This is a genomic window from Xenorhabdus sp. XBWT, assembly GCF_059072735.1.
The window spans coordinates 1,057,062-1,073,255 of sequence record NZ_CM180990.1 but is presented as its reverse complement, the minus strand read 5'-3'; the positions used below and the strand labels follow the sequence as shown (position 1 = coordinate 1,073,255).

The 16,194-nt window shown below is 56.4% G+C and carries 19 protein-coding genes and 2 pseudogenes; 13 read left to right on the top strand and 8 right to left on the bottom strand.

The window, feature by feature from the left end; genetic code table 11:
* Positions 1-63: 63 nt before the first annotated feature.
* Positions 64-384 carry a SymE family type I addiction module toxin gene (locus tag AC5JQI_RS04800; protein WP_493914615.1) on the bottom strand — a complete coding sequence of 107 codons (321 nt, stop codon included), beginning with the start codon at positions 382-384 and terminating at the stop codon, positions 64-66.
* Positions 385-468: 84 nt separating this feature from the next.
* On the bottom strand, positions 469-804 hold the full coding sequence (locus AC5JQI_RS04795) for a helix-turn-helix domain-containing protein (RefSeq protein ID WP_493914612.1): 336 nt from the start codon (positions 802-804) through the stop codon (positions 469-471).
* Between the two features lie 131 nt (positions 805-935).
* Between AC5JQI_RS04795 and AC5JQI_RS04790 the strand changes: the two genes are divergently transcribed.
* The 4 genes from AC5JQI_RS04790 (at position 936) to xerC (AC5JQI_RS04775) (ending at position 5,693) form a co-directional block, all read left to right on the top strand.
* A complete protein-coding gene (locus AC5JQI_RS04790) occupies positions 936-3,650 on the top strand; it encodes a CHC2 zinc finger domain-containing protein (RefSeq protein WP_493913900.1) in 2,715 nt (904 codons plus the stop codon).
* Between the two features lie 86 nt (positions 3,651-3,736).
* A complete protein-coding gene (locus AC5JQI_RS04785; protein WP_493913899.1) occupies positions 3,737-4,045 on the top strand; it encodes a hypothetical protein in 309 nt (102 codons plus the stop codon).
* 86 nt (positions 4,046-4,131) lie between these two features.
* Complete coding sequence (locus AC5JQI_RS04780; RefSeq protein WP_493913899.1) at positions 4,132-4,440, top strand: hypothetical protein; 309 nt, start codon at positions 4,132-4,134, stop codon at positions 4,438-4,440.
* A gap of 86 nt (positions 4,441-4,526) precedes the next feature.
* Positions 4,527-5,693: a site-specific tyrosine recombinase XerC gene (xerC, locus tag AC5JQI_RS04775; protein WP_493913824.1), complete on the top strand. Its 1,167-nt coding sequence runs from the start codon at positions 4,527-4,529 to the stop codon at positions 5,691-5,693.
* Between the two features lie 570 nt (positions 5,694-6,263).
* Here the strand turns inward: xerC (AC5JQI_RS04775) and AC5JQI_RS04770 are convergent.
* Positions 6,264-6,542, bottom strand: a complete 279-nt coding sequence (locus AC5JQI_RS04770; protein WP_493913819.1) for a hypothetical protein — start codon at positions 6,540-6,542, stop codon at positions 6,264-6,266.
* A 37-nt stretch (positions 6,543-6,579) separates the two neighbouring features.
* Here AC5JQI_RS04770 and AC5JQI_RS04765 point away from each other — a divergent pair.
* The 3 genes and pseudogenes from AC5JQI_RS04765 to AC5JQI_RS04755 form a co-directional block, all read left to right on the top strand.
* Positions 6,580-7,371: pseudogene (locus AC5JQI_RS04765) on the top strand (RHS repeat domain-containing protein); the annotation flags it as partial.
* Positions 7,372-7,389: 18 nt separating this feature from the next.
* Positions 7,390-7,800 carry an EndoU domain-containing protein gene (locus AC5JQI_RS04760; protein WP_493914614.1) on the top strand — a complete coding sequence of 137 codons (411 nt, stop codon included), beginning with the start codon at positions 7,390-7,392 and terminating at the stop codon, positions 7,798-7,800.
* On the top strand, positions 7,760-8,140 hold the full coding sequence (locus tag AC5JQI_RS04755; RefSeq protein WP_493913901.1) for a hypothetical protein: 381 nt from the start codon (positions 7,760-7,762) through the stop codon (positions 8,138-8,140). Before AC5JQI_RS04760 ends, AC5JQI_RS04755 begins: the two co-directional genes overlap by 41 nt.
* Positions 8,141-8,212: 72 nt before the next feature.
* On the opposite strand, the gene AC5JQI_RS04750 is transcribed toward AC5JQI_RS04755, so the two are convergent.
* A complete protein-coding gene (locus tag AC5JQI_RS04750) occupies positions 8,213-8,533 on the bottom strand; it encodes a SymE family type I addiction module toxin (protein ID WP_493914613.1) in 321 nt (106 codons plus the stop codon).
* Positions 8,534-8,617: 84 nt separating this feature from the next.
* Positions 8,618-8,953 (bottom strand): helix-turn-helix domain-containing protein, encoded by a 336-nt coding sequence (locus tag AC5JQI_RS04745; RefSeq protein ID WP_493914612.1) that lies wholly within the window; start codon positions 8,951-8,953, stop codon positions 8,618-8,620.
* A gap of 131 nt (positions 8,954-9,084) precedes the next feature.
* Here AC5JQI_RS04745 and AC5JQI_RS04740 point away from each other — a divergent pair, with 131 nt between their 5' ends.
* From AC5JQI_RS04740 to xerC (AC5JQI_RS04730), 3 genes are all read left to right on the top strand, one after another.
* Positions 9,085-11,799 (top strand): CHC2 zinc finger domain-containing protein, encoded by a 2,715-nt coding sequence (locus tag AC5JQI_RS04740; RefSeq protein ID WP_493913900.1) that lies wholly within the window; start codon positions 9,085-9,087, stop codon positions 11,797-11,799.
* An 86-nt stretch (positions 11,800-11,885) separates the two neighbouring features.
* Complete coding sequence (locus tag AC5JQI_RS04735; RefSeq protein ID WP_493913899.1) at positions 11,886-12,194, top strand: hypothetical protein; 309 nt, start codon at positions 11,886-11,888, stop codon at positions 12,192-12,194.
* 86 nt (positions 12,195-12,280) lie between these two features.
* Positions 12,281-13,447: a site-specific tyrosine recombinase XerC gene (xerC, locus tag AC5JQI_RS04730; RefSeq protein ID WP_493913898.1), complete on the top strand. Its 1,167-nt coding sequence runs from the start codon at positions 12,281-12,283 to the stop codon at positions 13,445-13,447.
* A gap of 226 nt (positions 13,448-13,673) precedes the next feature.
* On the opposite strand, the gene AC5JQI_RS04725 is transcribed toward xerC (AC5JQI_RS04730), so the two are convergent.
* Both AC5JQI_RS04725 and AC5JQI_RS04720 read right to left on the bottom strand, forming a co-directional pair.
* On the bottom strand, positions 13,674-13,808 hold the full coding sequence (locus AC5JQI_RS04725; protein ID WP_275389876.1) for a hypothetical protein: 135 nt from the start codon (positions 13,806-13,808) through the stop codon (positions 13,674-13,676).
* A gap of 35 nt (positions 13,809-13,843) precedes the next feature.
* Positions 13,844-14,131: a hypothetical protein gene (locus tag AC5JQI_RS04720; protein WP_493913897.1), complete on the bottom strand. Its 288-nt coding sequence runs from the start codon at positions 14,129-14,131 to the stop codon at positions 13,844-13,846.
* Between the two features lie 522 nt (positions 14,132-14,653).
* On the opposite strand from AC5JQI_RS04720, the pseudogene AC5JQI_RS04715 reads away from it, so the two are divergent.
* The 3 genes and pseudogenes from AC5JQI_RS04715 to AC5JQI_RS04705 all read left to right on the top strand — a co-directional run.
* Positions 14,654-15,109, top strand: a pseudogene (locus AC5JQI_RS04715) (RHS repeat domain-containing protein); the annotation flags it as partial.
* Entirely contained in the window at positions 15,107-15,325 is a 219-nt protein-coding gene (locus tag AC5JQI_RS04710; protein WP_493914611.1) for a toxin C-terminal domain-containing protein, read from the top strand. The pseudogene AC5JQI_RS04715 and the gene AC5JQI_RS04710, both read left to right, overlap by 3 nt.
* Entirely contained in the window at positions 15,325-15,780 is a 456-nt protein-coding gene (locus tag AC5JQI_RS04705; RefSeq protein ID WP_493913896.1) for a hypothetical protein, read from the top strand. Before AC5JQI_RS04710 ends, AC5JQI_RS04705 begins: the two co-directional genes overlap by 1 nt.
* Before the next feature lie 80 nt (positions 15,781-15,860).
* Here the strand turns inward: AC5JQI_RS04705 and AC5JQI_RS04700 are convergent, their stop codons facing one another.
* Positions 15,861-16,181, bottom strand: a complete 321-nt coding sequence (locus AC5JQI_RS04700; protein WP_493914610.1) for a SymE family type I addiction module toxin — start codon at positions 16,179-16,181, stop codon at positions 15,861-15,863.
* Between the last annotated feature and the right edge of the window lie 13 nt (positions 16,182-16,194).

Here is a 16,194-nt window from a genome sequence, read left to right as displayed (position 1 = left end):
ACCGGAAAGATCCACGTGATCTTCCGGTTTTCTTCTTTTTTAAGAGCGGCTCAGTCCCTGCCCTTAGCGGCTTTTGTAATCATCAATCAGTTCCCGCATCCGCAGCTTAATTTCACTGATTTGCTCGCGCTGGCGCTGGTATTGCTGTTTAAAGCTGTTCGTCTCATCACTGTCAGGGATCAGCACCAGACAGCCGTCCATGATCTTCACCGTAACAGAGCCGCCAATCTCAAAGCCTGCCGCCTTAAGCCACTGCCCTTTCAGGTGGATTGCGGGCGGGGCATTGCTTTTATCATTTTGCGGGACGTATCCCACAGTGTAATAACGTTCTGTTTTTGCGGCTTTATTTACTGCACGGTTTTGCTTAGAATGCGCCTTAGCCATCATTCAACTCCTTGATAGTTGTTTATGGTGAGCGATAGCAGCAGGTAGCCGCCTGTTGTTATCGCGCTAAATCATTCTATTACCTTAACTCTTCAACCACTTACGCGCCTGATACTTAATAACCATCCCTTCCAGCATCTCTTTAATGACGTTTTTTTCTTCATCAGGAAACTCATTAATCGCTTCGAACAAGAAAAGAAACTCATTAGAAGGTGTCCTTTCCCCTTCTTCAAAAAGTAACCAGTCAGCAGAAATAGAAAACGTTTTAGCTAACTTGCGCAAGGCTTCTGCGGAAGGTTCAGAAGTTCCGGCCTCGTAGCGTTTAACCTGCTGGACATGAATGTTGGCAGCATCAGCTAACCCTTGTTGGGTTAATCCTTTTTGCTTTCGTAGTTGAATTAAACGGGCAGAGAAACTCATATCAGAACTCCATGATAAAACAGAATCCATAATGTAAGTCCTCCGGTAATGCGCCCTTGACAATAGTTACATTATAGGTACTAATATAATACATGTAAAGAATCTTGACGGGTTTTTAAAGGAATAATGATATGGCACGCATTCCCGACGCAGAGTTACAACACCTGAAATCCGCCGTCTCCTTAGTGGCCGTTATCGAGCAGCAGGGGCGGCAGGTCTTTAAGCGCGGCAAGGACATGACCGTGCTGTGCCCGTTCCATCAGGAGAAAACCCCCTCGATGGTGATCACCCCGGCGAAGAACCTCTATCACTGCTTTGGCTGCAATGCGGGCGGGTCGGTGCTGGACTGGGTGATGAACACCGAGAACTTGAGCCTGCGCCATGCGGTTGAGCGGCTGCGCGGGGAGCTGGGCGGCAGTCCGGCCGTTGCACCGCTGGTTGCCCCCACCGAGCCGGAAGTGCTGGCTGAGAACGAGGCGGGCAGGCAGGCGCTGCTGGCACGGGTGGTTGAGTTCTATCACCATACCCTGCTCCATGCGCCGGAAGCGCAGGACTATCTGGCGAAGCGGCGGCTCAACCACCCTGAATTAGTCGCGCAGTTCAGGCTGGGCTTTGCCAACCGCACGCTGGGGTACCGCCTGCCGCCGAAAAAGCTGAAAGCGGGGGCGGAGATCCGCCGCCGGTTGCAGGCGGCCGGGGTACTGCGGGAAAACGGGGGGGAACATCTGCGCGGGTCGCTGGTTGTGCCGGTGCTGGATGGTCACGGGCAGGTACAGGCCCTGTATGGCCGCAAAATCACGGACCGCCTGCGGGCAGGGACGCCGCGCCATCTCTACCTGCCGGGCGCGCATGGCGGGGTCTGGAATGCCGCGGCGCTGGGGGCATCCAAATCGCTTATCCTGTGCGAATCGCTCATTGATGCGATGTCGTTCTGGGTGTCCGGTCATCGCAATGTCACGGCGGCCTATGGGGTGAACGGGGTCACCGCGGATCACTGGCAGGCCTTTGAACAGCACGGTATCAGGCAGATCCTGATTGCCTTCGACAATGACCCCGCCGGCAATGACGCGGCGGTGAAACTGGCCGCCGCACTGGTGGCCAAAGGCATCACCCCGCTGCGTGTGGTGTTCCCGCCGGAGCGGGATGCGAACAGTTATCTGTGCCAGCTGGCCGAACCGGAAACCGCTTTCTCATTATTGATTGAAGGCGCCGTGCCGATGCAGGCGGCCCGCGAGGTTGACGTGGCAGAAGTGACTGAAAGCCTGTCATTGGCTGCTGTCCCGCTTTCTGCCTTAGCCGCTGAGGTGGCTGCACTGCCGTCTGCGCCGCCGCCCGTGCCCGGTGTGGTATGGGAAACCCGCGCTGCCGGGGAGCTGCTTATCTCGCTGGGCAGCCTGCGCTGGAGTGTGCGGGGATTAAGTTCGGTCAAGGCGGGGGCGGTGGCCCTGAAACTCAATGCGCAGGTCGTTGATACTCAAAGCGGCGTGATGTTTGTTGACAGTCTGGACTTGCTGAGCGCCCGCAGCCGTCAGGGGTATGCGCGGCTGGCCGCCGCTGAACTGGGGCGGGCGGAGGGCGACATTCGCCGTGCACTGGGGCAGGTATTACTGGCGGTCGAGCAGTGGCAGCAACAAAACGAAATGCCCGACACCGTGCCGCCCGAACTGAGTGCCGATGAACGGGCGGCCGCACTGGCCTTGCTGCAAGCTGAAAATCTGATTGAACGTATCACGGCTGACTTAGCCGCCTGTGGCGTGGTCGGTGAATCGACCAACCTGTTGGCGGGCTATCTGGCGGCGGTGAGCCGCAAACTGCCCAAACCGTTAGCCGTCCTGATCCAAAGCAGCAGTGCTGCGGGAAAATCCTCATTAATGGACGCCGTGCTCAATCTCATTCCCGAAGAAGAACGCATCCAGTACAGCGCCATGACCGGGCAGAGCCTGTTCTACCTCGGTGAAACCAACCTGCAACACAAGATACTGGCGATAGCGGAAGAAGAAGGGGTGCGGCAGGCGGCCTATGCGCTCAAGCTGTTGCAGAGTGACGGCGAGCTGACGATGGCGAGCACGGGCAAGGACGAAACCACGGGGAATCTGGTGACCAAAAGCTACACGGTGAAAGGCCCGGTGATGCTGATGCTGACCACGACCGCCATTGATGTGGATGAAGAGCTGCTCAACCGCTGTCTGGTGCTGACGGTCAATGAATCCCGCGAACAGACCGAAGCCATCCATGCGGTGCAGCGCCATAAGCAAACCCTCGAAGGCCTGCTGGCTGAGAACGAGCGGGAGTATCTCACCGCGCTGCACCAGAACGCCCAGCGGTTGCTTAAACCGCTGAATGTGGTCAATCCGTATGCCAGCCAGCTGACCTTTATGTCAGACAAAACCCGCACCCGCCGCGACCACATGAAGTATCTCACGCTGATTCAGAGCATTGCCCTGCTGCATCAGCATCAGCGGGCAGTGAAGGTGGTTGAGCATCGCGGACAGGCGCTTGAATACATTGAAGTGACGCAAGACGATATCCGGCTGGCAAACCGGCTCGCCCACGAGATTTTAGGCCGGACGCTCGACGAGATGCCGCCGCAGACCCGCAGGCTGTTGATGCTGATACAGGCGTGGGTCAGGGACAGCGGCCAGCCGCGCCATGAAATGATGTTTACCCGCAAGCAGTTACGGGATGCGGTGCAATGGGGCGATACCCAGCTGAAGGTACACCTGTCCCGGCTGGTTGAAATGGAATACCTGCTGCTGCACCGCCGTGGGCTGACGTTCGCCTATGAACTGCTGTTTGAGGGCGAAGACGGTGACACGGCGCACTTGTGCGGTCTCATTGTGCCATAACAAGGTTGATATGACGTGTGCCGGTCGGGGTAAAAGGTTAAGCGGTCGGCTGTTGGTCGGCCTCGGGTCGGCAGGCGGTCGGGTGCATGAAATCATCGCAAGGGCAGAGACAGCAAGGCGTGACGGAAACGCGGTCGGGTTCCGTGAAAAAACAGGGTTCCGCTCACACAACAAAAAATCATCCTCGTACTGACGACTCACACAGGAAAACCGCCATGAAAACTCATGAGATGTGCCCCCCGGATACCTTACGCCAGCATCTGGCCGGTTATCTGGATACGCTGCGGGCGCGGGGATACACCCTGCGCACCCTCAGCAATACCCGCGGCCAGTTGCGGCCGTTTATTGACTGGTGCGAACAGCGGGGCGTGACCCATGCCCCGCAGGTCTCATAACAAGGTTGATATGACGTGTGCCGGTCGGGGTAAAAGGTTAAGCGGTCGGCTGTTGGTCGGCCTCGGGTCGGCAGGCGGTCGGGTGCATGAAATCATCGCAAGGGCAGAGACAGCAAGGCGTGACGGAAACGCGGTCGGGTTCCGTGAAAAAACAGGGTTCCGCTCACACAACAAAAAATCATCCTCGTACTGACGACTCACACAGGAAAACCGCCATGAAAACTCATGAGATGTGCCCCCCGGATACCTTACGCCAGCATCTGGCCGGTTATCTGGATACGCTGCGGGCGCGGGGATACACCCTGCGCACCCTCAGCAATACCCGCGGCCAGTTGCGGCCGTTTATTGACTGGTGCGAACAGCGGGGCGTGACCCATGCCCCGCAGGTCTCATAACAAGGTTGATATGACGTGTGCCGGTCGGGGTAAAAGGTTAAGCGGTCGGCTGTTGGTCGGCCTCGGGTCGGCAGGCGGTCGGGTGCATGAAATCATCGCAAGGGCAGAGACAGCAAGGCGTGACGGAAACGCGGTCGGGTTCCGTGAAAAAACAGGGTTCCGCTCACACAACAAAAAATCATCCTCGTACTGACGACTCACACAGGAAAACCGCCATGAAAACTCATGAGATGTGCCCCCCGGATACCTTACGCCAGCATCTGGCCGGTTATCTGGATACGCTGCGGGCGCGGGGATACACCCTGCGCACCCTCAGCAATACCCGCGGCCAGTTGCGGCCGTTTATTGACTGGTGCGAACAGCGGGGCGTGACCCATGCCCCGCAGGTCTCGCTGGCGTTGCTGGAAAGCTGGCAACGTGACCTGCGTACCGGCCACCGGGCGGATGGCCAGCCTTACAGCCACAACGGGCAAATCCAGCGGCTGGGCAGCCTGAAACGCTGGTTTATCTGGTTATTGAACCGCCATCATATTCTCGCCAATCCGGCGGAAGCCCTGATACTGCCCCAGACAGCAAAGCGCCTGCCCGTGCAGCTCCTTAATGAACATGACGTCGCGCAGGTGCTGGGCAGCCTGGACAGCGGCACACCGACCGACTTCCGCAACCGGGTGATGCTGGAAGTGCTGTGGAGTACGGGTATCCGGCGCAGTGAGCTGCGCCACCTGCGTCCCGGTGATATTGACCGGGAACGCGGCACGCTGGCTGTCCGGCAGGGCAAGGGACGCAAGGACCGGGTGGTGCCCATCGGTGAGCGGGCGCTGGACTGGCTGGCACGCTACCAACAGACGGTGCGCCCCCAGCTGCTGCGCCGGCATGACAGCGGTTACCTGTTTGTCACGCAACAGGGGCAGCCCCTGAGTCTGGCACGGCTCACCGAGATAGCGGGCCGCACCCTCCGCGAACGGGCGGGGCTGGATAAACCGGGGGCCTGCCATGTGTTCCGGCACTCCATGGCGACGGCGATGCTGGATAACGGGGCCGATATCCGGCATATCCAGTCGATGCTGGGGCACGAGCAACTGAGTACCACGCAAATTTACACGCAGGTGGCTATCGGGCACTTAAAGAAAGTGCACCAGCAGACCCATCCGGCCGAGCGTGACGGTAAGACAGAAAGCGGCCCGGCACAGGCGGAGACGGCCGCGCAAGGCAGTGACGGCGACCGCACGGGACAGCCCGATCATCCCGGTTAAGTTCGCCGGGTGCGGTGCGGGGGCAGACCGTGGCCGGACTGCCCGTCGGCGTCGGTGATCGCGGGGGTAAATAGGCAATGGGCGGCCTGAACCAGGGTGTCCCCGTTAAGCCGGTGCCCGCCGCCCAAAGCCTATTCAACATAATGCGGGGAATTATACGCACGGCGCCGCTAACCGCCGATGCTGAAGTGAGCCACTGTTGGCGGCTTCATGCGTATAATTAACATTATGTCTGGCGCCCCCGCTTATCAGTATCGCAGGGTGTGGTGCACAAGGCTGCGCCTTCTGCTCTAATCTTCTGAGCCCGTCCTCAGCCAACACCGCGCCTAACCCGAACACCGGGCTTGCGTTCAACCCATCCGGCTTCTGCTTTAGCTGCCTTGCGGCGTCCAGCCAATCACCCTGAAGGCAGGTCGGCCTGCGGCCTCCGTTAATTAACCTCCCCCGCCCCAACCCTGCTGCATTGTCTGCGCGCGGCTCGCAGTCGCTTCGCTCCTTGCTCGTTGCCGTGCTCGCCATCGCCGCCCCGTGCAGCCCCCTGAGGGGGCTTCCCTGAACCGGACCGCGTGGTCATGCAAAACCGTGCCCCATCCGAAACTCCAGTGCCCCAGAGCGTCGCAGGGGCGCCGCTGGCAGGCTCTGTGCCGCCCGCACCCGCAGAACGGCCGCCCGCCGTCCGGCCAGCCGGACGACATTCGCCCGTTGCCGAAGGTGAAAACATCCTGAAAGTGCACGTCGGCGATGTGGGGTTGCCGGGGTTAACAGAACCGGTAAAACACGCTCTGTAACAGAATGATATAAAAGAATAAAATCCCTGAAAAAAGGATGACTGCACCCGGCCCCGTGCATTCCGCCCGATGCACGGGGCGCGGTGGATCATATTGCCCAACGTCAGCAAGCCGGACGGGTCGTACAACGGGGCCATGTCCGCTATATTTACGATGATAACGGCCGGTTGGTCGAAAAAACCGAACAGCGGGACGGGTTCCGCCCGCAAATCTGGCGTTACCGCTGGGATACGCAAAACCAGCTGACCCACTGTGAAACCCCGGACGGCTCACGCTGGCATTATCGCTACGATGCGTTCGGGCGACGGATCCGTAAACTGAAAGTGCACGATGGTAAACTGGCAGCGGCTAATTTACAGTTGTGGCTGGCCGGGAAACCGGATTTAGCGCCCAGAGCCGAGGCTATTACCGGGCAGGAATATCTGTGGAGCGGCGACCAGCTGATTGAGGAAACCCCGGTTTACGCCGATGGCACGCCGGCGGAAGGTCAGCGTATCCGCTGGTTATATGAACCCGGTGCATTAACACCGTCAGCCCGCGTTGAAAAAGGCAAGCTGCACTATATTGTCAGTGACCATCAGGGTACGCCGCGGGAAATGTTGTCCGAGGAAGGGGTTCTGGTCTGGGCGCAGCGGCTGACAACATGGGGGAAAGCGGAGAAATCGCAGGTGATTGCCTCCAATAACCCGGATTATCATGTTAACTGTAACCTGCGGTTCTGCGGGCAATATGAGGATGAAGAGAGCGGATTATATTATAATCGTTTTCGTTACTATCATCCGCAAACGGGGCAGTATCTCTCGCCGGATCCGATAGGGTTGCTGGGCGGGGTGAATCCGTATGGGTATGTGCATAATCCCACTAGCTGGATTGACCCACTTGGATTAGCGGGAGGTGACTGTGATAAGTTGCTTAAGCAAGCTCCCAAGAAAACTGTTCCTCCGATAAATGACGAGCATGTTTTCCACGGAGAAATTAATAAAAAAGGTAAAGCCGTTGGTTTCCATTATGAAGGCCTTCACGATGGAAAGGCGCGAATTATTGAGATTACAAACCCTCCAAATGCTCAAGGAGTTTACCGCGGTAGGGTGGAAATATTTAACGCCAAAACAAATGAGTGGCAGCCTAAGGTAGCCAAATCGACGTTTTATCCTAAATCTTGGACTCCTCAGCAAGTCACATCAGAAATTAAAGGTGCTTTCCAAAATGGTGCTGTCGAATCAAATGGAAAATGGACTGGTGTATCTCCAAGTGGTGTGAAAATAGAAGGGTGGCTGGATGCTTCAGGCAAGATCAATACAGCTTACCCATTATATTAAAAAAACAAATGGAACTGATAAAATGAAATTTTTAATCGCTGAAGATGGATATCCTACTGTAGAGATTGATGATGAACGCCGTGTATTAGCTGACTTTTTAATAGGTGATGTACAAGCTGATATAGATTATACCGATGAATTAATCTCATTATGTAACAAAGTCAGTAATGGTGAATTACCACAATGGGAAGGTACAGGCAATGCCCATACTGTTACTATCAAGCCAGATGGAGTCGAGATCTTTAATGAGTACACAGAAGAGAGCCTAAAGATCGCCACTATTGAAGAGTTCAAAGGTTATCTTGAAAAGTGGAAAGAATTACTTTTGAGTAGAGAATAAACCTCAAACAGCCGGAAAGATCCCCGTGATCTTCCGGCTTTGTCTTTTTTAAGAGCCGCTCAGTCCCTGCCCTTAGCGGCTTTTATAATCCCCAATCAGCTCGCGCATTCTCAGCTTAATTTCACTGATTTGCTCGCGCTGGCGCTGGTATTGCTGTTTAAAGCTGTTCGTCTCATCACTGTCAGGGATCAGCACCAGACAGCCGTCCATGATCTTCACCGTAACAGAGCCGCCAATCTCAAAGCCTGCCGCCTTAAGCCACTGCCCTTTCAGGTGGATTGCGGGCGGGGCATTGCTTTTATCATTTTGCGGGACGTATCCCACAGTGTAATAACGTTCTGTTTTTGCGGCTTTATTTACTGCACGGTTTTGCTTAGAATGCGCCTTAGCCATCATTCAACTCCTTGATAGTTGTTTATGGTGAGCGATAGCAGCAGGTAGCCGCCTGTTGTTATCGCGCTAAATCATTCTATTACCTTAACTCTTCAACCACTTACGCGCCTGATACTTAATAACCATCCCTTCCAGCATCTCTTTAATGACGTTTTTTTCTTCATCAGGAAACTCATTAATCGCTTCGAACAAGAAAAGAAACTCATTAGAAGGTGTCCTTTCCCCTTCTTCAAAAAGTAACCAGTCAGCAGAAATAGAAAACGTTTTAGCTAACTTGCGCAAGGCTTCTGCGGAAGGTTCAGAAGTTCCGGCCTCGTAGCGTTTAACCTGCTGGACATGAATGTTGGCAGCATCAGCTAACCCTTGTTGGGTTAATCCTTTTTGCTTTCGTAGTTGAATTAAACGGGCAGAGAAACTCATATCAGAACTCCATGATAAAACAGAATCCATAATGTAAGTCCTCCGGTAATGCGCCCTTGACAATAGTTACATTATAGGTACTAATATAATACATGTAAAGAATCTTGACGGGTTTTTAAAGGAATAATGATATGGCACGCATTCCCGACGCAGAGTTACAACACCTGAAATCCGCCGTCTCCTTAGTGGCCGTTATCGAGCAGCAGGGGCGGCAGGTCTTTAAGCGCGGCAAGGACATGACCGTGCTGTGCCCGTTCCATCAGGAGAAAACCCCCTCGATGGTGATCACCCCGGCGAAGAACCTCTATCACTGCTTTGGCTGCAATGCGGGCGGGTCGGTGCTGGACTGGGTGATGAACACCGAGAACTTGAGCCTGCGCCATGCGGTTGAGCGGCTGCGCGGGGAGCTGGGCGGCAGTCCGGCCGTTGCACCGCTGGTTGCCCCCACCGAGCCGGAAGTGCTGGCTGAGAACGAGGCGGGCAGGCAGGCGCTGCTGGCACGGGTGGTTGAGTTCTATCACCATACCCTGCTCCATGCGCCGGAAGCGCAGGACTATCTGGCGAAGCGGCGGCTCAACCACCCTGAATTAGTCGCGCAGTTCAGGCTGGGCTTTGCCAACCGCACGCTGGGGTACCGCCTGCCGCCGAAAAAGCTGAAAGCGGGGGCGGAGATCCGCCGCCGGTTGCAGGCGGCCGGGGTACTGCGGGAAAACGGGGGGGAACATCTGCGCGGGTCGCTGGTTGTGCCGGTGCTGGATGGTCACGGGCAGGTACAGGCCCTGTATGGCCGCAAAATCACGGACCGCCTGCGGGCAGGGACGCCGCGCCATCTCTACCTGCCGGGCGCGCATGGCGGGGTCTGGAATGCCGCGGCGCTGGGGGCATCCAAATCGCTTATCCTGTGCGAATCGCTCATTGATGCGATGTCGTTCTGGGTGTCCGGTCATCGCAATGTCACGGCGGCCTATGGGGTGAACGGGGTCACCGCGGATCACTGGCAGGCCTTTGAACAGCACGGTATCAGGCAGATCCTGATTGCCTTCGACAATGACCCCGCCGGCAATGACGCGGCGGTGAAACTGGCCGCCGCACTGGTGGCCAAAGGCATCACCCCGCTGCGTGTGGTGTTCCCGCCGGAGCGGGATGCGAACAGTTATCTGTGCCAGCTGGCCGAACCGGAAACCGCTTTCTCATTATTGATTGAAGGCGCCGTGCCGATGCAGGCGGCCCGCGAGGTTGACGTGGCAGAAGTGACTGAAAGCCTGTCATTGGCTGCTGTCCCGCTTTCTGCCTTAGCCGCTGAGGTGGCTGCACTGCCGTCTGCGCCGCCGCCCGTGCCCGGTGTGGTATGGGAAACCCGCGCTGCCGGGGAGCTGCTTATCTCGCTGGGCAGCCTGCGCTGGAGTGTGCGGGGATTAAGTTCGGTCAAGGCGGGGGCGGTGGCCCTGAAACTCAATGCGCAGGTCGTTGATACTCAAAGCGGCGTGATGTTTGTTGACAGTCTGGACTTGCTGAGCGCCCGCAGCCGTCAGGGGTATGCGCGGCTGGCCGCCGCTGAACTGGGGCGGGCGGAGGGCGACATTCGCCGTGCACTGGGGCAGGTATTACTGGCGGTCGAGCAGTGGCAGCAACAAAACGAAATGCCCGACACCGTGCCGCCCGAACTGAGTGCCGATGAACGGGCGGCCGCACTGGCCTTGCTGCAAGCTGAAAATCTGATTGAACGTATCACGGCTGACTTAGCCGCCTGTGGCGTGGTCGGTGAATCGACCAACCTGTTGGCGGGCTATCTGGCGGCGGTGAGCCGCAAACTGCCCAAACCGTTAGCCGTCCTGATCCAAAGCAGCAGTGCTGCGGGAAAATCCTCATTAATGGACGCCGTGCTCAATCTCATTCCCGAAGAAGAACGCATCCAGTACAGCGCCATGACCGGGCAGAGCCTGTTCTACCTCGGTGAAACCAACCTGCAACACAAGATACTGGCGATAGCGGAAGAAGAAGGGGTGCGGCAGGCGGCCTATGCGCTCAAGCTGTTGCAGAGTGACGGCGAGCTGACGATGGCGAGCACGGGCAAGGACGAAACCACGGGGAATCTGGTGACCAAAAGCTACACGGTGAAAGGCCCGGTGATGCTGATGCTGACCACGACCGCCATTGATGTGGATGAAGAGCTGCTCAACCGCTGTCTGGTGCTGACGGTCAATGAATCCCGCGAACAGACCGAAGCCATCCATGCGGTGCAGCGCCATAAGCAAACCCTCGAAGGCCTGCTGGCTGAGAACGAGCGGGAGTATCTCACCGCGCTGCACCAGAACGCCCAGCGGTTGCTTAAACCGCTGAATGTGGTCAATCCGTATGCCAGCCAGCTGACCTTTATGTCAGACAAAACCCGCACCCGCCGCGACCACATGAAGTATCTCACGCTGATTCAGAGCATTGCCCTGCTGCATCAGCATCAGCGGGCAGTGAAGGTGGTTGAGCATCGCGGACAGGCGCTTGAATACATTGAAGTGACGCAAGACGATATCCGGCTGGCAAACCGGCTCGCCCACGAGATTTTAGGCCGGACGCTCGACGAGATGCCGCCGCAGACCCGCAGGCTGTTGATGCTGATACAGGCGTGGGTCAGGGACAGCGGCCAGCCGCGCCATGAAATGATGTTTACCCGCAAGCAGTTACGGGATGCGGTGCAATGGGGCGATACCCAGCTGAAGGTACACCTGTCCCGGCTGGTTGAAATGGAATACCTGCTGCTGCACCGCCGTGGGCTGACGTTCGCCTATGAACTGCTGTTTGAGGGCGAAGACGGTGACACGGCGCACTTGTGCGGTCTCATTGTGCCATAACAAGGTTGATATGACGTGTGCCGGTCGGGGTAAAAGGTTAAGCGGTCGGCTGTTGGTCGGCCTCGGGTCGGCAGGCGGTCGGGTGCATGAAATCATCGCAAGGGCAGAGACAGCAAGGCGTGACGGAAACGCGGTCGGGTTCCGTGAAAAAACAGGGTTCCGCTCACACAACAAAAAATCATCCTCGTACTGACGACTCACACAGGAAAACCGCCATGAAAACTCATGAGATGTGCCCCCCGGATACCTTACGCCAGCATCTGGCCGGTTATCTGGATACGCTGCGGGCGCGGGGATACACCCTGCGCACCCTCAGCAATACCCGCGGCCAGTTGCGGCCGTTTATTGACTGGTGCGAACAGCGGGGCGTGACCCATGCCCCGCAGGTCTCATAACAAGGTTGATATGACGTGTGCCGGTCGGGGTAAAAGGTTAAGCGGTCGGCTGTTGGTCGGCCTCGGGTCGGCAGGCGGTCGGGTGCATGAAATCATCGCAAGGGCAGAGACAGCAAGGCGTGACGGAAACGCGGTCGGGTTCCGTGAAAAAACAGGGTTCCGCTCACACAACAAAAAATCATCCTCGTACTGACGACTCACACAGGAAAACCGCCATGAAAACTCATGAGATGTGCCCCCCGGATACCTTACGCCAGCATCTGGCCGGTTATCTGGATACGCTGCGGGCGCGGGGATACACCCTGCGCACCCTCAGCAATACCCGCGGCCAGTTGCGGCCGTTTATTGACTGGTGCGAACAGCGGGGCGTGACCCATGCCCCGCAGGTCTCGCTGGCGTTGCTGGAAAGCTGGCAACGTGACCTGCGTACCGGCCACCGGGCGGATGGCCAGCCTTACAGCCACAACGGGCAAATCCAGCGGCTGGGCAGCCTGAAACGCTGGTTTATCTGGTTATTGAACCGCCATCATATTCTCGCCAATCCGGCGGAAGCCCTGATACTGCCCCAGACAGCAAAGCGCCTGCCCGTGCAGCTCCTTAATGAACATGACGTCGCGCAGGTGCTGGGCAGCCTGGACAGCGGCACACCGACCGACTTCCGCAACCGGGTGATGCTGGAAGTGCTGTGGAGTACGGGTATCCGGCGCAGTGAGCTGCGCCACCTGCGTCCCGGTGATATTGACCGGGAACGCGGCACGCTGGCTGTCCGGCAGGGCAAGGGACGCAAGGACCGGGTGGTGCCCATCGGTGAGCGGGCGCTGGACTGGCTGGCACGCTACCAACAGACGGTGCGCCCCCAGCTGCTGCGCCGGCATGACAGCGGTTACCTGTTTGTCACGCAACAGGGGCAGCCCCTGAGTCTGGCACGGCTCACCGAGATAGCGGGCCGCACCCTCCGCGAACGGGCGGGGCTGGATAAACCGGGGGCCTGCCATGTGTTCCGGCACTCCATGGCGACGGCGATGCTGGATAACGGGGCCGATATCCGGCATATCCAGTCGATGCTGGGGCACGAGCAACTGAGTACCACGCAAATTTACACGCAGGTGGCTATCGGGCACTTAAAGAAAGTGCACCAGCAGACCCATCCGGCCGAGCGTGACGGTAAGACAGAAAGCGGCCCGGCGCAGGCGGAAACGGCCGCGCAAGGCAGTGACGGTGACCGCACGGGACAGCCCGATCATTCCGGTTAAGTTCGCCGGGTGCGGTGCGGGGGCAGACCGTGGCCGGACTGCCCGTCGGCGTCGGTGATCGCGGGGGTAAATAGGCAATGGGCGGCCTGAACCAGGGTGTCCCCGTTAAGCCGGTGCCCGCCGCCCAAAGCCTATTCAACATAATGCGGGGAATTATACGCACGGCGCCGCTAACCGCCGATGCTGAAGTGAGCCACTGTTGGCGGCTTCATGCGTATAATTAACATTATGTCTGGCGCCCCCGCTTATCAGTATCGCAGGGTGTGGCGCACAAGGCTGCGCCTTCTGCTTCCATCTTCTCAGCCAGTCCTTGGCAAAAACCACATTCTTCTTTAGCTGCCTTGCTGCGTCCGGCCCACACCCCTGTCGGCAGGTCGGCCTGCGGCCTCCGTTAATTTACCTCCCCCGCCCCAACCCCGCTGCACTGGCTGCGCGCGGCTCGCACTGCGCTGCGCTCCGTTGCTCGTTGCCGTGCTCGCCATCGCCGCCCCGTGCAGCCCCCGCAGGGGGCTTCCCTTGAACAAAACCCGCTGTCATGCAAACACGGAGTTGTGCCTGAACGTTCCGTGCTCCAGAGCGTCGCAGGGCGCCGCTGGCAGGCTCTGTGCCGCCCGCACCCGCAGAACGGCCGCCCGCCGTCCGGCCAGCCGGACGACATTCGCCCGTTGCCGAAGGTGAAAACATCCTGAAAGTGCACGTCGGCGATGTGGGGTTGCCGGGGTTAACAGAACCGGTAAAACACGCTCTGTAACAGAATGATATAAAAGAATAAAATCCCTGAAAAAAGGATGACTGCACCCGGCCCCGTGCATTCCGCCCGATGCACGGGGCGCGGTGGATCATATTGCCCAACGTCAGCAAGCCGGACGGGTCGTACAACGGGGCCATGTCCGCTATATTTACGATGATAACGGCCGGTTGGTCGAAAAAACCGAACAGCGGGACGGGTTCCGCCCGCAAATCTGGCGCTACCGCTGGGATACCCAAAACCAGCTGACCCACTGTGAAACCCCGGACGGCTCACGCTGGCATTATCGCTACGATGCGTTCGGGCGACGGATCCGTAAACTGAAAGTGCACGATGGTAAACTGGCATCAGCTAATTTACAGTTGTGGCTGGCCGGGAAACCGGATTTAGCGCCAAGAGCCGATGCCATCATGGGGCAGGATTACCTGTGGAGCGGCGATCAGCTGATTGAGGAAACGCCGGTTTACGCCGATGGCACGCCGGCGGAAGGTCAACGTATCCGCTGGTTATATGAACCCGGTGCATTAACACCGTCAGCCCGCGTTGAAAAAGGCAAGCTGCACTATATTGTCAGTGACCATCAGGGTACCGTGCGCGAGATGTTGTCCGAGGAAGGGGTTCTGGTCTGGGCGCAGCGGCTGACAACATGGGGGAAAGCGGAGAAATCGCAGGTTATCGCCTCCAATAACCCGGATTATCATGTTAACTGTAACCTGCGGTTCTGCGGGCAATATGAGGATGAAGAGAGCGGACTATACTATAACCGTTTTCGGTATTATTCGCCGGACACGGCACAGTACATCTCGCCCGATCCTCTGAACTTGGAAGGCGGTTTTAATCCTTATGGATATGTCGATAATCCGGTCAATTTTATTGATCCTTTTGGGCTGGCAAAGTGTAACTTTGCAGAGATGGCTAAAAAGCTCGGATATACAAAAATTAACGAGCGTTCTCATGGGCAGCCTATTTATATGAATAAAAAAGCCCCGAACAAAATGAAATATATTACACCTGATGTTGATCAACATAATGGTGGTGTCTGGAAAGCTGCCGATAGTGTAAAAAATCTAGGCAGTAGACGAACAAGATCGGGAACGTATGATGCTGATCTGAATAGAATAGGTGATTAATGAAATATTCGTACAGAGTAACAAAATATACTAATATCAATGAAAATGGTGATGTTTTTTCTGGGTCTGATGAATGGACTAGCTTTTTTGATATTGGTCAAAAAGTAGAAAAAGATGAATATGAGAAGGTTGAAAATCAATATATAGATTATGCTGTTAACTTATGTCACTGCTTAAATGTTAAATTACTTAGAATCAAAGAGCTAGAAGTAAATATTGATGAAACTTCTTATATTGATGGTGAGTCTATAGATATCAACCAATTAAGAAAGGTAATTCGATCAATCTTGAGAGAAGATATATGGTGCAAGCTCATATCAGATAAATGTGAATTCCATTTTGGATATGATTTCTATATGTATTTTGTATCAAAAATAGACCCCCAAGAATATATAGAGAAAATAAATACTTTACTTACAGTGCAAAAATATAGGTCTCCATACTTAGATGAATAATATCTAATATAATACACAGGCCGGAAAGATCCCCGTGATCTTCCGGCTTTGTTCTGTTAAGAGCGGCTCACTCCCTGTCCTTAGCGGCTTTTGTAGTCGCCAATCAGTTCCCGCATCCGCAGCTTAATTTCACTGATTTGATCGCGCTGGCGCTGGTATTGCTGTTTGAGACTGTTCGTCTCGTCACTGTCGGGGATCAGCACCAGACAGCCATCCATAATTTTCACCGTAACAGAGCCGCCAATCTCAAAGCCCGCCGCCTTAAGCCACTGCCCTTTCAGGTGGATTGCGGGCGGGGCATTGGCCTTGTCATTTTGCGGGACGTATCCCACAGTGTAATAACGTTCTGTTTTCGCGGCTTTATTTACTGCACGGTTTTGCTTAGAATGCGCCTTAGCCATCATTCAACGTAAG

What these genes read in the sequence shown, in the direction of transcription:
- AC5JQI_RS04770 (WP_493913819.1), bottom strand. Translation starts at nt 6,542, where the DNA reads ATGCACGGGGCCGGGTGCAGTCATCCTTTTTTCAGGGATTTTATTCTT.
- AC5JQI_RS04780 (WP_493913899.1), top strand. Translation starts at nt 4,132, where the DNA reads ATGAAATCATCGCAAGGGCAGAGACAGCAAGGCGTGACGGAAACGCGG.
- xerC (WP_493913824.1), top strand. Translation starts at nt 4,527, where the DNA reads ATGAAATCATCGCAAGGGCAGAGACAGCAAGGCGTGACGGAAACGCGG.
- AC5JQI_RS04755 (WP_493913901.1), top strand. Translation starts at nt 7,760, where the DNA reads ATGCTTCAGGCAAGATCAATACAGCTTACCCATTATATTAAAAAAACA.
- AC5JQI_RS04700 (WP_493914610.1), bottom strand. Translation starts at nt 16,181, where the DNA reads ATGGCTAAGGCGCATTCTAAGCAAAACCGTGCAGTAAATAAAGCCGCG.
- AC5JQI_RS04750 (WP_493914613.1), bottom strand. Translation starts at nt 8,533, where the DNA reads ATGGCTAAGGCGCATTCTAAGCAAAACCGTGCAGTAAATAAAGCCGCA.
- AC5JQI_RS04800 (WP_493914615.1), bottom strand. Translation starts at nt 384, where the DNA reads ATGGCTAAGGCGCATTCTAAGCAAAACCGTGCAGTAAATAAAGCCGCA.
- AC5JQI_RS04795 (WP_493914612.1), bottom strand. Translation starts at nt 804, where the DNA reads ATGAGTTTCTCTGCCCGTTTAATTCAACTACGAAAGCAAAAAGGATTA.
- AC5JQI_RS04705 (WP_493913896.1), top strand. Translation starts at nt 15,325, where the DNA reads ATGAAATATTCGTACAGAGTAACAAAATATACTAATATCAATGAAAAT.
- AC5JQI_RS04790 (WP_493913900.1), top strand. Translation starts at nt 936, where the DNA reads ATGGCACGCATTCCCGACGCAGAGTTACAACACCTGAAATCCGCCGTC.
- AC5JQI_RS04745 (WP_493914612.1), bottom strand. Translation starts at nt 8,953, where the DNA reads ATGAGTTTCTCTGCCCGTTTAATTCAACTACGAAAGCAAAAAGGATTA.
- AC5JQI_RS04735 (WP_493913899.1), top strand. Translation starts at nt 11,886, where the DNA reads ATGAAATCATCGCAAGGGCAGAGACAGCAAGGCGTGACGGAAACGCGG.
- AC5JQI_RS04710 (WP_493914611.1), top strand. Translation starts at nt 15,107, where the DNA reads ATGGCTAAAAAGCTCGGATATACAAAAATTAACGAGCGTTCTCATGGG.
- AC5JQI_RS04740 (WP_493913900.1), top strand. Translation starts at nt 9,085, where the DNA reads ATGGCACGCATTCCCGACGCAGAGTTACAACACCTGAAATCCGCCGTC.
- AC5JQI_RS04720 (WP_493913897.1), bottom strand. Translation starts at nt 14,131, where the DNA reads ATGTTTTCACCTTCGGCAACGGGCGAATGTCGTCCGGCTGGCCGGACG.
- xerC (WP_493913898.1), top strand. Translation starts at nt 12,281, where the DNA reads ATGAAATCATCGCAAGGGCAGAGACAGCAAGGCGTGACGGAAACGCGG.
- AC5JQI_RS04785 (WP_493913899.1), top strand. Translation starts at nt 3,737, where the DNA reads ATGAAATCATCGCAAGGGCAGAGACAGCAAGGCGTGACGGAAACGCGG.